We start from the raw sequence: 14,756 nt of genomic DNA, 5'->3' as shown, positions 1-14,756 counted from the left end.
CTATGCCGCTACCTCCCCTCCTCACCCAACACATGGCCCGCCGCCCGCAGCGCATTGCGTTGTTGCAGCACATCAACGAGCAGGGTTCGATCACACGAGCCGCCAAGAGCGCGGGGCTGAGTTACAAGGCGGCGTGGGACGCCATCGATGAGCTGAACAATCTGGCGCAGAAGCCTCTGGTCGAGCGCAGTGTTGGCGGACGCGGCGGTGGTGGCGCGAAGTTGTCGCCAGAGGGCGAAAGAGTGCTGCGGCTTTATCAACGGGTGCAGGCACTTCAGGCGCAGGTGCTGGAAGCTGCCGAAGACAGTAGCGACCTCGACCTGCTCAATCGCCTGACCCTGCGTACCAGCGCGCGCAACCAGCTGCTGGGGCGGATCGTAAGCATGACCCGGCAAGGCCATAACGACACGGTTCGCCTGCAATTGGCCGATGAGGTGTTCATCGACGCACAAATCACTCACGACAGCAGCCTGCGCATGGAGCTGAAGACAGGGTCTGAAGTGGTCGCCCTGATCAAGGCCGGATGGCTGGACGTGTTCGCTGCAGACCACTCCGAAACATTGGGAAACAATTGCCTTTTCGGACAGATCGAAGCAGTTATAGACGCCGAAGATGGCCCCAGCGAAGTGCGCATCTTTTTGCCCAGCGGCCATACGCTGTGCGCTCTGGCGAGCCGTGACGTCCTGCAGACGCAACAGTTGGAAACCGGCAATCCCGTGCAGGTTCGCTTCGCGCCTTCACGGGTGCTGCTGGGCACGCCGCTCTAGCGATTCGGCACCATTGTCACGACACAATTCCGTCATACACGCGCTTTAAGGTAGCCACCACATTTGTGGGAGCCGTGATGATGAAACTATTAGAAGAAAATCAGTCCACCGATCTGGAAAACATGGTCGGTCTCACCCGCCGAGGCTTCATCAGCGCGGGCGCCTTGTGCGGCGCCGCGATGTTTCTGGGCGGCAACCTGTTGACCCGTAGCGCACTGGCCGAAGGCGTCAGCACGGCTTCCCGCAGACTGCTGGGTTTTGAAAGCATCCCCGCTGCTACGGCCGACAGCATCAGTCTGCCGGCGGGCTATACCTCGTCCGTGTTGATCAGCTGGGGGCAGCCGCTGCAGGCAGGCGGCCCGGCATTCGACCCGAGCGGCAAAGGCTCCGCCCGAGCGCAGGAAGTGCAGTTCGGCGACAACAACGATGGCATGAGCCTGTTCCCGATGCGCGGGCGAAAAGATCGCGCGCTGATGGCGATCAACAACGAATACACCAACTATCGCTACCTCTTCGATCACGGCCAGACGCCGCAATCGGCCGAAGACGTGCGCAAGGCCCTGGCCGCCGAAGGTGTTTCAGTGATCGAAGTCCAGCAGAAGAACGGCAAATGGCAGTTCGTGCAGGACTCGCGCTACAACCGTCGCATTCATGGCAACACGCCGATCAAAATGAGCGGTCCTGCCGCCGGCCATGACTGGCTCAAGACCGAAGCCGACAGAACCGGTACCCGCGTGCTGGGCACCTTCCAGAACTGTGCCAACGGCAAGACACCGTGGGGCACTTACCTGACCTGCGAAGAAAACTTCACCGATTGCTTCGGCAGCACCAATCCTGATCAAGTCTTCGATGCAGGCATGAAGCGATATGGCGTGACGGCTGCCAGCCGGGATAACAACTGGCACCTGTACAACCCACGCTTCGACGTCGCCAAAAACCCCAACGAGATTAACCGTCACGGCTGGGTGGTCGAGATCGATCCATTCGAGCCCGATTCCATGCCGGTCAAACGCACCGCGCTGGGTCGCTTCAAGCACGAGAACGCCGCCTTTACCTTGACCAAGAGCGGTCGCGCCGTGGTGTACATGGGCGATGACGAACGCGGAGAGTTCATCTACAAGTTCGTCAGCCGCAACAGGATCGATCGCATCAATCCGAAGAACAACCGCAACATGCTTGACCACGGCACGCTGTACGTGGCGCAGTTCGACGGTGGCGACAACAACCCGGACCGTCCGAAAGGCAAGGGCCAGTGGATCGAACTGACCCACGGCAAGAACGGGCTCGACGCAACCAATGGTTTCAATAATCAGGCTGAAGTGCTGATCCACGCGCGTCTGGCCGCCAGCGTCGTGAAAGCCACGCGCATGGACCGCCCTGAATGGATCGTGGTCAGTCCCAAGGATGGCCAGGTCTATTGCACCCTGACCAACAACGCCAAACGCGGCGAGGATGGTCAGCCGGTCGGCGGTCCGAACCCGCGCGCCAAGAACCAGTACGGACAGATCCTGCGCTGGCGCGAAACAAAGGATAATGCTTCATCCTTGACGTTCGAGTGGGATCTGTTCGTGGTCGCAGGCAACCCGACCGTGCATCCGGGTACGCCGCAGGGTGGCTCCAGCAACATCAACCCGCAGAACATGTTCAACAGCCCGGACGGGCTGAGCTTCGACGCCGACGGCCGCCTGTGGATCCAGACCGATGGCGACTCCAGCAACAAAGGCGACTTCGCCGGCATGGGCAACAACCAAATGCTCTGCGCCGACCCTGCCAGCGGTGAAATCCGCCGCTTCCTGGTCGGCCCGGTCGGCTGCGAAATCACCGGCATCAGCTTTGCGCCGGACTACCGTACCCTGTTCATCGGCGTTCAGCACCCAGGCGAGAACGGCGGCTCCACCTTCCCCGAGCACTTGCCCAACGGCAAGCCGCGCTCATCGGTGATGGTGATCACACGTCAGGACGGCGGCATCATCGGCGCCTGATGCAGACAAGGATCGTTCCCATGCTCCTGCGTGGGAACGCTTTGGCACGATCAACCTCAGAGATGGCCTACTTCAGTCAATCAACCCGTTCACGTCATAAAACGGATACGGTCCTTCATACCCCCCGAACACTGCGTTGTGACTGACCAGCCCTTCCTGGGGATGCCAGCGGTGCAGCAGGTAACCCGCAGGCTCCAGATTGAAATGCGCAGGCGCCGCTTCGTCCAGATCAAGTACGATCTGGTGTGAAGTGCCGGGGCAGACGCACGTCAGGCTGCCACCGAAACGACGCTGCATCGGCCGGTGCAAATGCCCGCACAGCAGACGCTCCACCTGCGGATGCCTGGCGATGACCCGCTCCAGCTCCATCGCGTTACCGAACGGCTTGTGATCCATGTGGCCAATGCCGGACATGAACGGCGGGTGGTGCAGGATGATCACCGTGGGCACATCAGGCCGACGCGACAGTTGAGCGTTCAGCCAGTCAAGCTGGCAATAATCCAGTTGTCCGCCATGCTCGCCGGGGATGGTCGAATCCAGGCCGATCAGACGCACCGGATGTTGCTCGACCACCCAGTCCAGCGGACCGTCTGCCGACAGCGGCAGGTAGACGTGATCGGCAAACGCAGCCAGCAAATGCTCGCGGTCGTCGTGATTGCCGGGCACCAGATAGAACGGCATCTGCAGGCGATCCAGTTCCGGCTTGAGCACTGCGTATTCATCTGCACGACCGAAGTCCACCAGGTCGCCGCTGATCACCACAATATCGGGCCGCTGTTTGCTGGCATTGATGTGTTCGACAGCGCGGCGCAAGGCGCTCAGTGTGTCGACGACACCGTAAGTGAGTCGACCATCGGCCTTGAGGTGCAGGTCGCTGATCTGGGCAATAAGAAACGGACGATTCAAAATAAGTTCTCGACAGAAAACGGCTTACGAATGCAGGGTAAACAGCACTTGCGGATCGACGCTCAGGCCAAGATGCGCACCTGCTGTGTGGATCAGGTTGTCAGGGCTGTCGACCAGCAAAGGCTGACCGCCGCCAACATCCACCAGCAGCCGACTCTGCGCGCCCTGAAAGAACTGACCGACCAGCCGGCCCTGTAACTGCCCGCCTCCGGACGTCAGACGCAGGTGCTCGGGACGGCAATACACTGTGCCGGGCAGATCGACGCCCGACCAAGGCAGCTCACCGCCACTGACCTTCAGCCCCGACTCGGTACGCCCGAGCACGCTGAACGCATTGAGATTGCCGACAAACCCGGCCACGAACGCGTTGGCGGGCTGCTGATAGATTTCCCTCGGTGTGGCCAGTTGCGAAACACAGCCTTTGTCCATGACCAGAATCCGGTCACCCAAGGCCATCGCTTCGCCCTGGTCGTGGGTCACGAACACCGAGGTGATGCCGAGCCCGCGCAGCAATTGACCCAGCTCACTGCGCAGGCGCTCGCGCAGTTGTGCATCCAGGGCAGCCAGCGGCTCATCGAGCAGCAACACCCTGGGACGCGGCGCAAGCGCACGCGCCAGAGCAACACGCTGACGTTGCCCGCCAGACAGCTCATGAATGCGCCGCTTGCCGTGATCGGCCAGGCCGACCCGTTCAAGCAACTCATCGCAGCGCTTATTACGCTCGGCCTGGGACAGGCCTCGAATCTTCAGGCCATAAACGATGTTTCCCGCCACATCAAGGTTCGGGAACAGTGCGTAGTTCTGGAACACCATGCCGACATCGCGCCGCTCGATGGGCAGGCGCGTCACGTCCTGATCGTTGAACAGCACCTGACCGACATCCGGACGCTCAAGCCCGGCGATCAGCCGCAGCGTCGTGGTTTTTCCGCAGCCGGACGGGCCGAGAATCGCCAGCGTTTCGCCGGGTTCAATCGTCAGGTGCAGATCCTGTACAGCAACGGTGCCGTCGGCGAATGCCTTGCGGCAGTTCTTCAGGCGAATAGTCGTGCCGCTCATCGGCTGTCTCCTCGGGCAAGACGGGCGCTGATGGCCTGCAACGCAATCAGCAGCGGCACAATCAGCAGAAGAAAAAGAAGGGTGTAGGCGCTGGCCACTTCCAGCCGCGCCGACGCATAACTGTCGGCCAGACCGACCGGCAGGGTTTTGGTCATGGGTGTATGCAGCATCCAGGTCAGGTTGAATTCACCCAGCGACAAGGTCACGACCATCAGCACCCCGGCCAGAATTCCGGCGCGGCAATTGGGCACTACCACGCTGAAAAATCGCTTGATCGGCCCGGCGCCCAGGCTTGCCGCAGCCTCTTCCAGCATCGGCAATTGCTGGCGCTGCATCACGGCCATCACCGGACGCACCAGAAACGGCAGGGTGAAGAGCACATGGCCGACCAGAATGAACAGCCAACTGCCGCGAAAGCTGCCGAACTGCCCATAGGTCAACAGCAACGCCAAGGCACTGGCCAGCCCCGGCATGGCGACCGGCAAAACCATCAGTTCTTCGAAGGCGCGGCTGAACCGGTTGTTCATGCGCACCAGCGCATAAGCGGCCGGCACGCCGATCAGGCAGACGCACACTGCACAGGCCACGGCCAGTTGCAGCGACAGCCAGACCGTCGGTGAATAGGCCTGCCAGACCTGCACCAGCCAGTCGAAAGTCAGCCCGCTCGACAGACCTTGAAAGTAGTTGCGCGTCAGACCGGCCAATAGCGAGAGCACCACTGGCACCAGCATGAACGCGCAGACCAACAGGGTGAACAGCAACTGCGCGGCAAACAGGGGAGAACGTTTCACAGGGCGATCCCCGAGTTTTTGACCAGACGACGTGCCAGTAACAGCGCCGCCCAGGTCACCAGACCAAGGATCACCGACAACGCAGCGGCGACCGTGAAGTTGGCGTAGTTGGTGAACACGTTGTAGATCGCTACCGGCGTGACATTCAGGCGCGTGCCCAGCGTGAACGCCGTGCCGAATGCGCCCATCGAAGTGGCAAAGCAGATCGCGCCGCAGGACACCAGCGCAGGCATCAGGCCCGGCACGATCACATCGCACACTACGCGCCAGTGCCCTGCACCCAGCGAATGCGCAGCGTCCTCAAGACTTCGGTCCAGGCTTTCGCAGGCTGCCATCACCGTGAGGATCACGCGCGGAATCGAGAAGTACAGATAGCCGATGAACAGGCCGGTCAGCGAATAGGCAAAGATCCACCGCTCACCCGCCAGTTCCAGGCCGAGCGCAGCGAAGATGCCTTGCCGACCCGCCAGCAGGATCACCAGAAAACCCACCACCACGCCTGGAAACGCCAGGGGAAAGGTCAGCAGCGCGACCAGCGCCGAACGTCCGAAGAACTGATTGCGGGCAAGAAAAACCCCACTTGTCCCGCCGACCAGCAAGGCTGCCAGTGTCACCACGGCAGCCAGCACACAGGTCTGCGCCAGACTGCCCATGTATTGGGCGCTGCTCAGCACTTGCCAGTAACCGCTGCCATCCACGTCGTTGCCCTGCGCACCGAGCACGATCAGGTGCGTCAGCGGCAGCAGCCAGAACGCAACCAGCACCGCCATCGCCGGGGCAAGCGCCACGGCAGCGGTAGGGCAAAGGCGCAGCCTGGACAATCCGCTCGAGCGCACAACAATGACGTCTCCCAGCGAGGCAGACATTACTTCACCTCACGCAGGTAGCGAGCCGCGAAAGCTTCCTGCACCGCCGCCATGTGCTGGTAATCCACCACACCGGCGCGGGCATAGTCGCTGTCCGGCAGAAACTGCGCGGCCACATCGGCAGGCATGGTCGAACGCACCGGGCGCAGATAAGCCTTGGCCCACAGCGCCTGACCTTCGTCGGACAGCACGAAATCCAGCACCTTCTCGGCGTTGGCGCGATGCGGCGCCCCTGCCACCAGACTCATCACATAAGGCACGCCGATGGTGCCTTCTTTGGGAATCACGAACGCGACGTTGGCCTTGTCCTTGTAGCGAGCGCGATAGGCGTTGAAGTCGTAGTCGACCAGGATCGGCAGCTCACCGGACAGCACGCGGGCATAGGCCGTTTGCTTGGGCACGATGGGCGAGTTTTTCGCCAGCTTCTGGAAGTAGTCGATGGCCGGCGCGAAGTTGTCCAGCGTGCCGCCCATCGCCTGGTTGATCGCCACAGCGGAGACGTAACCTACGAATGCGCTGGAAGGATCGAGGTAGCCGACCATGCCCTTGTACTCAGGCTTGAGCAGGTCGGCCCAGCTCTGCGGTACAGGCAGACCACCCAGCGCATCGACGTTGACCATGATGCCCAACGTGCCGGAATGAATGGCGAACCAGTGGCCCGCAGGGTCTTTCAGGCCGGCGGGAATGTCATCCCAATGCTTGGGCTTGTAGGTATCGACCACGCCGGCCTTCTGCGCCTGCAGGCCGAAGGTCACGCCGTAATACACCACGTCGGCAACCGGTGCAGCCTGTTCAGCGACGATCTGCGCCAGCGCCTGCCCGGAGTTCTTGTTGTCGAGCGGCACCTGCACGCCGGTGCTTTCGGCAATGGCCTTGAGCTGCGAACCCCAGTCCGCCCACTCGGGCGGGCAGTTGTAGCAAATCGCGGTTTCGGCGGCCTGAGCGAGGCTGGCCGCGCCACACAACAACAGTGCCGCGAGGGTTTTACTGAAGCTGAGCATGAAACGTCTCCTGATAGGACTGGGTACTTTCGCCGGGCCGGATATGGCACGGCAGGCAATGGGAAATCGGTGCAGATCCGGCGATCTGCGCCAGTAACTGATCAATAAGGGTGTGCGCCAGCTCGGCAATGGGCTGAACGACAGTGCACAAGGTCGGGTGCATCTGCGTGCCCAGGGCAATGCCATCGAAGCCCATCACCGACACGCGGCCGGGAACCTCCAGCCCGTTGCGCCGCAACTCGGCAATCAGGCTGATGGCCAGCAGGTCGTTGGAACAGACCAGCGCTGTCGGCGCGTCCGTACCGCTTAGTAGCGGTTCGATTGCGGCGAAGTCAGCCTGAGTGTGAGCCGGCATTTCAATGACAGGCAGTTGTTGAAGCCCATGCGCGAGCATCGCTTCGCCATAACCTGCATAACGCAGACGCGCACGGTCGGACTGCATGGCCGGGCCTGCCACCATGGCGATACGCGAGTGCCCGAGTTCGATCAGATGGCGTGTGGCCAAGGCCATACCTGCGCGGTTATCCACCGACACCGCGCTGTAATCCGGGTTGCTGGTCTGGTGATAGGCGAGCACGAAGGGCGTGTCTTCATTGATCAGGCTTTGCAGGACCTGATTGTGCTCGGCGTCGGTCACCGTCAGCACCAATCCGTCGACCCGCTGGCGCAGCAGCTCTTCCACCACCTCGCTCTCGCGCTCACTGGCGTAATCGGTGGTGACCAGCAACAGGTTGTAGCCGCGACGACGGGCGGCGCTTTCCATCGCCTGAAACTGTTCGGCGAAGACCGGGTTATGAAGATTGGGAACGACCACGCCGATCAGGTTGGTGGTCTGCAGGCGCAACTGACGGCCCAGCCGGTTCGGCCGGAAGCCCAGTTCGCGTGCGGCGACGAATATTTTCTCGCGAGTGTCGGCGCGCACCACATCGGGCGTTGCAAAGGCTCGGGCAGCGGTGGCCCGGGAAACCCCGGCCAACCGTGCAACCGCTTTCAGATCCGTCATTGTCGCCCCTTGGTGAGATCGATCTCATTGGCGGCGACTCTAGTGAGTCAAGATGGCTGAACAGAGAACGGACGATGAACGTTTGGTGACAATCGAACGCTTGCGCAGATAAACAGTGAGGGCTTTGACGAACAGGGACCGGTCTGCGTTAACATCAGCGGTCCGACGCGGCAACCTGCTGCGCGCAGGAGTAGTCATGGCTCATCCGTTCGCAACACTTACTCCCGACCTCGTCCTCGATGCCGTCGAAAGCATTGGTTTCCTCAGTGATGCGCGCATCCTGGCGCTCAACAGTTATGAAAACCGGGTGTATCAGGTCGGTATCGAAGACGGCCAGCCGCTGATCGCCAAGTTCTACCGCCCGCAACGCTGGACCAACGAGGCGATCCTCGAAGAACACAGTTTTACGCAGGAGCTCACCGCGGTCGAAGTGCCGGTGGTCGCTCCCATGGTGCACAACGGTGAAACCCTGTTCGAGCACGCAGGCTTTCGCTTCACCCTGTTTCCACGTCGTGGCGGGCGCGCGCCCGAGCCGGGCAATCTCGACCAGTTGTACCGCCTGGGTCAGTTGCTGGGCCGTATCCACGCCGTCGGTGCAACCAAACCGTTCGAGCACCGCGAAGCGCTGGGCGTAAAGAATTTCGGCAATGACTCGGTCAACTACCTGCTGGAAAACGACTGCATTCCGCGCAGCCTCTTGCCCGCCTACGAGTCCGTGGCGCGCGATCTACTCAAGCGGGTCGAGGACGTTTACGCCGCAACGCCGCACACCAACATCCGCATGCACGGCGACTGCCACCCCGGCAACATGATGTGCCGCGACGAGGTGTTCCACATCGTGGACCTGGACGACTGTCGCATGGGGCCTGCGGTGCAGGATGTCTGGATGATGCTGGCCGGTGACCGCCAGGAGCGTCTCGGCCAACTGTCCGAGTTGATGGACGGCTACAACGAATTCCACGATTTCGATCCGCGCGAACTGGCCCTGATCGAGCCGTTGCGCGCACTGCGTCTGATGCACTACAGCGCCTGGCTGGCGCGTCGCTGGGATGACCCGGCGTTCCCGCACAGCTTCCCCTGGTTCGGCACCGAGCGTTATTGGGGCGACCACATTCTGGCCCTGCGCGAGCAGATGTCGGCGTTGAACGAGGAGCCGTTGAAACTGTTTTGAACACTCAATGATCGTTCCCACGCTCAGTGCAATGAACAGGTCTTGCTGGAGGAATCCAAACCCTGTGGGAGGAGGCTTGCCAGCGAGGCGACTTCTCAATTAGCCCTTCATTGCCGGGCCTGACGCTATCGCCGGCAAGTTGGCTACCACGGGATGGTTATCCAGCCAGCGCGAGCCCGAGGCACGCTCAGCAACTCATTACTAAAAACCGCAACACCTGCTTTTAAGGGACGACCCATGCAAGCTGCCAATCCGCGTCGCGGATACATTCTCGGCCTGAGCGCTTACACCATCTGGGGCCTGTTCCCCATCTACTTCAAAGCCATCGCCGCCGTACCGGCCATCGAGATCATCATTCACCGGGTGCTGTGGTCGGCGCTGTTCGGCTCGATCGTGCTGATGTTCTGGAAGCACCCCGGCTGGTGGCGCGAACTGCGGGACAACCCGAAGCGCATTGGGGTGCTGGCGCTCAGCGGTTCGCTGATCGCAGCCAACTGGATTGTGTACGTGTGGGCAGTGAACAACGGGCGAATGGTCGAAGCCAGTCTCGGGTATTACATCAATCCGCTGGTCAACGTTCTGCTTGGCATGATGCTGCTGGGCGAACGGCTAAGGCGTTTGCAATGGCTGGCGGTGGGGCTTGCGGCAGCCGGTGTGGCGCAGCAGGTCTGGCAGGTCGGCAATCTGCCGTGGGTCTCGCTGCTGCTGCCGTTGACCTTTGGCTTCTACGGGCTGATTCGCAAGAAAGCCCCGGTCGCCGCCCTGCCCGGTCTGGTCGTGGAAACCTGGATGCTGGTACCGCTGGCGCTGATCTGGCTGGCGCTCAATCCAGGCGCCCTGAGTGCGCAGGCCGAGTTCTGGACCACCTCTCAGGCCATCTGGCTGGCAGCCGCAGGCCCGGTGACGCTGATCCCGCTGGTGTGCTTCAACGCCGCAGCCCGTCACCTGCCGTACACCACGCTGGGGTTTCTCCAGTATCTGGCGCCGACGCTGGTCCTGCTGCTGGCTGTGTTGCTCTATGACGAGCACATGAACGTCAGCACCGTCGTTACCTTCGCGTGTATCTGGGCCGGTCTTGCGATTTACAGCATCGACGCCTGGCTGAGCCTGCGCCGCCGACGCTGATCAAAAAACATACAGAACCTTGCAGACCACGTCCCGCGTGGCCTGCAAGGGGTTCTCCAACGGTTATCCACAGGCAGACTCACGCTATTTGTGCACAAGCCTTTGAAACTGCTGGATTTTTGATCAAATCCCGCAAAGCCTCGCCACACATGGCGTGCAACGCGATTCCCCCAGCTTATCCACAGGCAGGTGCAGGATAAGCGTGGATAAACTTCAGCGTGATTGCTCGTCCGAGCGCAACACCAACTCCACCATCAGATCATCCGCCAGTGTTTCCAGCAGGGCCTGCAGGTCGTCCAGCGAAAGCGTCAATGGCACGCCGAGCACAGCCTCGGCGTGAAACAGCAATTCGCTGCTCATGGGTGCAGGCGAGACATCGGTGATCAGCCGCTCGACATTGACACCCTGCTCCGCCAGCACACGAGTGATATCGCGCACGATACCCGCACGATCGTTGCCAACCAGCTCCATGCTGATCGGACGGGTCTGGCCGGTGGTCTCGACCACGCTTTCGGCGAGCAGCATGCGAATGCCATGAGCCGAAAGCGCATTCAGCGCGGCGATCAGGTCATCGTATTTTTCAGGTTCCACGCCCACTTTCAGAATGCCTGCGAACTGCCCGGCCATCCGGGACATACGGCTCTCCAGCCAGTTGCCGCCCTGCTCGGCGATGCATTGGGCGATGCGCTCGACCAGTCCGGGCTTGTCGGGGGCAACCAGCGTTACGACGAGATGATCCACGGTCAATTCCTCTTGTTGTTCACAATGCAAGGGTTGGATGAGTATAGGCAAGGTTGCGCAGCGGACCTCGAAAGGCAAATCGTGTACCGTTCAGCCTCACTTGTGGAACAATCCGGGCTGTTTCAAGCACAGCGCGAGGAAATCGTGACCGAATAAGTCGATCCAGTCGTTTTAGCGACATATTCACCAGCGTTTTCACAAGGCCGCCAGTCATGTAGTATTTCGCGGCGCGCACTACATAACACCAAAATCAATAACAGAGCGCTCCTTGAGTGAGCTCGACCCTGCTGAGCAGAGTGAGGCAAGTGCAATGACCGAGTACGTTCAAGTCGGTGACCTGCGGGTCGCCAAAGCCCTGTATGACTTCGTGCAAAACGAAGCCATTCCCGGAACCGGCCTCAGTGCCGATGCATTCTGGGCTGGTGCGGACCCACTGATCCACGACCTCGCTCCGAAAAACCGCGCTCTTCTCGAAAAACGTGACGACTTGCAGGCAAAAATCGATGCCTGGCATCAGTCCCGTGCCGGACAGGCGCACGACGCCTCGTCTTACAAGGCATTCCTTCAGGAAATCGGTTACCTGCTGCCCGAAGCGGCGGACTTCCAGATCACGACCCAAAACGTCGATGAGGAAATCGCCACCATGGCCGGCCCGCAACTGGTCGTACCGGTGATGAACGCGCGCTTTGCGCTCAACGCGTCCAACGCTCGTTGGGGCTCGCTGTACGACGCGCTTTATGGCACCGATGCCATCAGCGAAGCGGGCGGCGCCGAGAAAGGTAAGGGCTACAACAAGGTACGTGGCGACAAGGTCATTGCCTTCGCCCGCGCGTTTCTCGACGAAGCCGCGCCGCTGTCAGCGGGCTCGCACGTCGAATCGACCGCCTACAGAATGATCGACGGCAAGCTGGTGGTCAGTCTCAAGGGCGGCAGCAACACCGGGCTCAGGAACGACACACAATTGATCGGCTTTCAGGGCGATGCCTCGGCACCGATTGCCGTGCTGCTCGAACACAACGGCCTGCATTTCGAAATCCAGATCGATGCGTCCAGCCCTGTGGGGAAGACCGACCCTGCAGGTGTCAAAGACATCCTCATGGAAGCCGCGCTGACCACCATCATGGACTGCGAGGACTCCATCGCCGCGGTCGATGCCGACGACAAGGTCATCGTGTACAGAAACTGGCTGGGTCTGATGAAAGGCGATCTGGCCGAGTCGGTGTCCAAGGGCGGCGAAACCTTCACCCGCACCATGAACCCGGACCGCGTCTATACCACGCCTGCGGGCGGCGAAGTCACGCTTCACGGACGCTCGCTGCTGTTCATCCGCAATGTTGGTCACCTGATGACCATCGACGCGATTCTCGACAGGCACGGCAACGAAGTGCCGGAAGGCATTCTCGACGGCCTGCTGACCAGCCTGGCGGCGATGCACAACCTCAACGGCAACACCACACGCAGCAACAGCCGTCGGGGCTCGGTGTATATCGTCAAACCGAAAATGCACGGCCCGGAAGAGGCGGCGTTCACCAACGAGCTGTTCGGTCGCGTCGAGCAGGTATTGGGGCTGCCGCGCAACACGTTGAAAGTCGGGATCATGGACGAGGAGCGCCGTACCACGGTGAACCTCAAAGCCTGTATCCAGGCTGCCAGCGAGCGCGTGGTGTTCATCAACACCGGTTTCCTGGACCGCACGGGTGACGAGATTCATACCTCGATGGAAGCTGGTCCAGTGGTGCGCAAGGCTCAAATGAAGGCCGAAAAATGGATTGCGGCTTACGAGAACTCCAACGTCGATATCGGCCTGAAATGCGGCCTGCAGGGCAAGGCGCAGATCGGCAAGGGCATGTGGGCGATGCCGGACCTGATGGCTGCCATGCTGGAGCAGAAAATCGCTCACCCGCTGGCCGGAGCCAACACCGCGTGGGTGCCTTCGCCAACTGCCGCTGCTCTGCATGCGTTGCACTATCACAAGGTCGATGTGTTCGCCCGTCAGGCCGACCTGGCCCAGCGCGAGCCAGCCTCGGTAGACGACATTCTGACCATCCCGCTCGCGCCGAATACCGACTGGACGCCGGAAGAAATCCAGAACGAACTGGACAACAACGCGCAGGGCATTCTGGGTTACGTGGTGCGCTGGATCGATCAGGGCGTAGGCTGCTCGAAGGTGCCTGACATCAACGACATCGGCCTGATGGAAGACCGCGCAACGCTGCGCATTTCAAGTCAGCACATGGCCAACTGGCTGCGTCATGGCGTGGTCACCGAAGCGCAGGTGCTGGAAAGCCTCAAGCGCATGGCGCCGGTGGTGGATCGCCAGAACGCAGGCGATGCCCTGTATCGTCCACTGGCACCGGATTTCGACAGCAATATTGCCTTTCAGGCAGCGGTTGAACTGGTGATCCAGGGCACTCGCCAACCGAACGGCTACACCGAGCCGGTGCTGCATCGTCGTCGTCGCGAGTTCAAGGCCAGGAACGCTCAGTAACGCCGCAGGCAAAGCGCGCTTCAGGGCTCAGGCCCTGAGGCGCACTCGCTCATCGTAATGTCCTGAGTAGACGTCGTTTTTGTGGGAGCGGACAGGCGGAGCGCCTGTCCGGTCTGCTGCGGTCCAGCGTTTGCCACGGGACACCACAGTCGCAGAGATATGAAGGTATCTCTGACCGCCGTGTTTTACATTCCCAATTCCCGCCTGATCAGTTTCACCAGTTGCTTGGTATTCAGTGGCTTGAGCAGAAAATCCACGACGTTCAGGTGCATCGCATCAATGGCGTCACGCACGTTGGCATCGCCTGAAACGATGATGATGGGCAATTCGGCGCGGTCGGATTCTCGCACCTGACGTATCAGGTCCAGACCATCGGACGGCGCCATGCGCAGGTCGGTGATCAGCAGTCCTATGGACTCACGCGTTCTGATCAGCTCAAGCGCGCCGTCAACATCCGCCGCCGTCATGCAACTGATGTCATTGAGGCTCAGAATCTCGGCCAGCAGCTCGCGCGCATCATTGTCGTCATCGACGATCAATACACGTTGCGGCGCATCACGGTTGGGTTCCAGCATGACCTCAGAGAGGGCATTGCGCTCTTCGTCGCTCAATATGTCGTGGTCAATCATCGCAATCTCATCATTCCCTGAACCTATCCGACAGCAGATAACGGTCAACCTGCACTGTATTTCGTCGGCTTCCCGGCCAATGATCGTTCGCGCTCCGGTGCGTTCGTTCACCATTCTCTGGCAACAGCGTGCCCCATTACGTTCAGTCCCGGCGTAAGACTTACGTCCAATGGGCACTGTGCTGCAAGCGGCCGACCATGAGCGTCAATAAAAAGAACGCGGAACAGCTC

The 14,756-nt window shown here is 60.9% G+C and carries 13 protein-coding genes; 5 read left to right on the top strand and 8 right to left on the bottom strand.

The window, feature by feature from the left end; genetic code table 11:
- Positions 1-2: 2 nt before the first annotated feature.
- Together KDX39_RS22275 and KDX39_RS22270 are read left to right on the top strand one after the other, a co-directional pair.
- Positions 3-767 carry a TOBE domain-containing protein gene (locus KDX39_RS22275; protein WP_231661872.1) on the top strand — a complete coding sequence of 255 codons (765 nt, stop codon included), beginning with the start codon at positions 3-5 and terminating at the stop codon, positions 765-767.
- Positions 768-847: 80 nt separating this feature from the next.
- The gene (locus KDX39_RS22270; RefSeq protein WP_210042214.1) at positions 848-2,749 is read left to right on the top strand and encodes a PhoX family protein; all 1,902 of its coding nucleotides are present in this window, start codon (positions 848-850) and stop codon (positions 2,747-2,749) included.
- 72 nt (positions 2,750-2,821) lie between these two features.
- Here KDX39_RS22270 and KDX39_RS22265 read toward each other — a convergent pair whose 3' ends face one another.
- From KDX39_RS22265 to KDX39_RS22240, 6 genes are read right to left on the bottom strand one after another with little or no spacing between them, the layout of a single operon-like run.
- Positions 2,822-3,655 (bottom strand): phosphodiesterase, encoded by an 834-nt coding sequence (locus tag KDX39_RS22265; RefSeq protein ID WP_231661829.1) that lies wholly within the window; start codon positions 3,653-3,655, stop codon positions 2,822-2,824.
- Positions 3,656-3,679: 24 nt separating this feature from the next.
- Positions 3,680-4,711 (bottom strand): ABC transporter ATP-binding protein, encoded by a 1,032-nt coding sequence (locus KDX39_RS22260; RefSeq protein WP_231661828.1) that lies wholly within the window; start codon positions 4,709-4,711, stop codon positions 3,680-3,682.
- Entirely contained in the window at positions 4,708-5,502 is a 795-nt protein-coding gene (locus tag KDX39_RS22255) for an ABC transporter permease (RefSeq protein ID WP_231661827.1), read from the bottom strand. Before KDX39_RS22255 ends, KDX39_RS22260 begins: the two co-directional genes overlap by 4 nt.
- On the bottom strand, positions 5,499-6,368 hold the full coding sequence (locus tag KDX39_RS22250; RefSeq protein ID WP_231661826.1) for an ABC transporter permease: 870 nt from the start codon (positions 6,366-6,368) through the stop codon (positions 5,499-5,501). Before KDX39_RS22250 ends, KDX39_RS22255 begins: the two co-directional genes overlap by 4 nt.
- Positions 6,368-7,369: an ABC transporter substrate-binding protein gene (locus KDX39_RS22245; protein ID WP_231661825.1), complete on the bottom strand. Its 1,002-nt coding sequence runs from the start codon at positions 7,367-7,369 to the stop codon at positions 6,368-6,370. The genes KDX39_RS22250 and KDX39_RS22245 overlap by 1 nt, the downstream gene beginning before the upstream one ends.
- Positions 7,353-8,372, bottom strand: a complete 1,020-nt coding sequence (locus KDX39_RS22240; protein ID WP_099228655.1) for a substrate-binding domain-containing protein — start codon at positions 8,370-8,372, stop codon at positions 7,353-7,355. Before KDX39_RS22240 ends, KDX39_RS22245 begins: the two co-directional genes overlap by 17 nt.
- Before the next feature lie 196 nt (positions 8,373-8,568).
- Between KDX39_RS22240 and KDX39_RS22235 the strand changes: the two genes are divergently transcribed.
- Entirely contained in the window at positions 8,569-9,543 is a 975-nt protein-coding gene (locus KDX39_RS22235) for a serine/threonine protein kinase (protein ID WP_231661824.1), read from the top strand.
- Between the two features lie 237 nt (positions 9,544-9,780).
- Positions 9,781-10,668, top strand: a complete 888-nt coding sequence (rarD, locus tag KDX39_RS22230; RefSeq protein ID WP_231661823.1) for an EamA family transporter RarD — start codon at positions 9,781-9,783, stop codon at positions 10,666-10,668.
- Positions 10,669-10,881: 213 nt separating this feature from the next.
- On the opposite strand, the gene KDX39_RS22225 is transcribed toward rarD, so the two are convergent.
- A complete protein-coding gene (locus tag KDX39_RS22225; protein WP_231661822.1) occupies positions 10,882-11,409 on the bottom strand; it encodes a glycine cleavage system protein R in 528 nt (175 codons plus the stop codon).
- Between the two features lie 310 nt (positions 11,410-11,719).
- On the opposite strand from KDX39_RS22225, the gene KDX39_RS22220 reads away from it, so the two are divergent.
- On the top strand, positions 11,720-13,897 hold the full coding sequence (locus tag KDX39_RS22220; RefSeq protein ID WP_231661821.1) for a malate synthase G: 2,178 nt from the start codon (positions 11,720-11,722) through the stop codon (positions 13,895-13,897).
- A 185-nt stretch (positions 13,898-14,082) separates the two neighbouring features.
- Here the strand turns inward: KDX39_RS22220 and KDX39_RS22215 are convergent, their stop codons facing one another.
- On the bottom strand, positions 14,083-14,526 hold the full coding sequence (locus KDX39_RS22215) for a response regulator (RefSeq protein WP_231661820.1): 444 nt from the start codon (positions 14,524-14,526) through the stop codon (positions 14,083-14,085).
- Positions 14,527-14,756 lie beyond the last annotated feature (230 nt).

Source organism: Pseudomonas sp. CDFA 610 (assembly GCF_021147865.1).
GTDB classification, from domain to species: Bacteria; Pseudomonadota; Gammaproteobacteria; order Pseudomonadales; family Pseudomonadaceae; genus Aquipseudomonas; species Aquipseudomonas alliivorans.
Note: the sequence above shows the minus strand (reverse complement) of the source record. Positions and strands in the feature narration are given on the sequence as shown.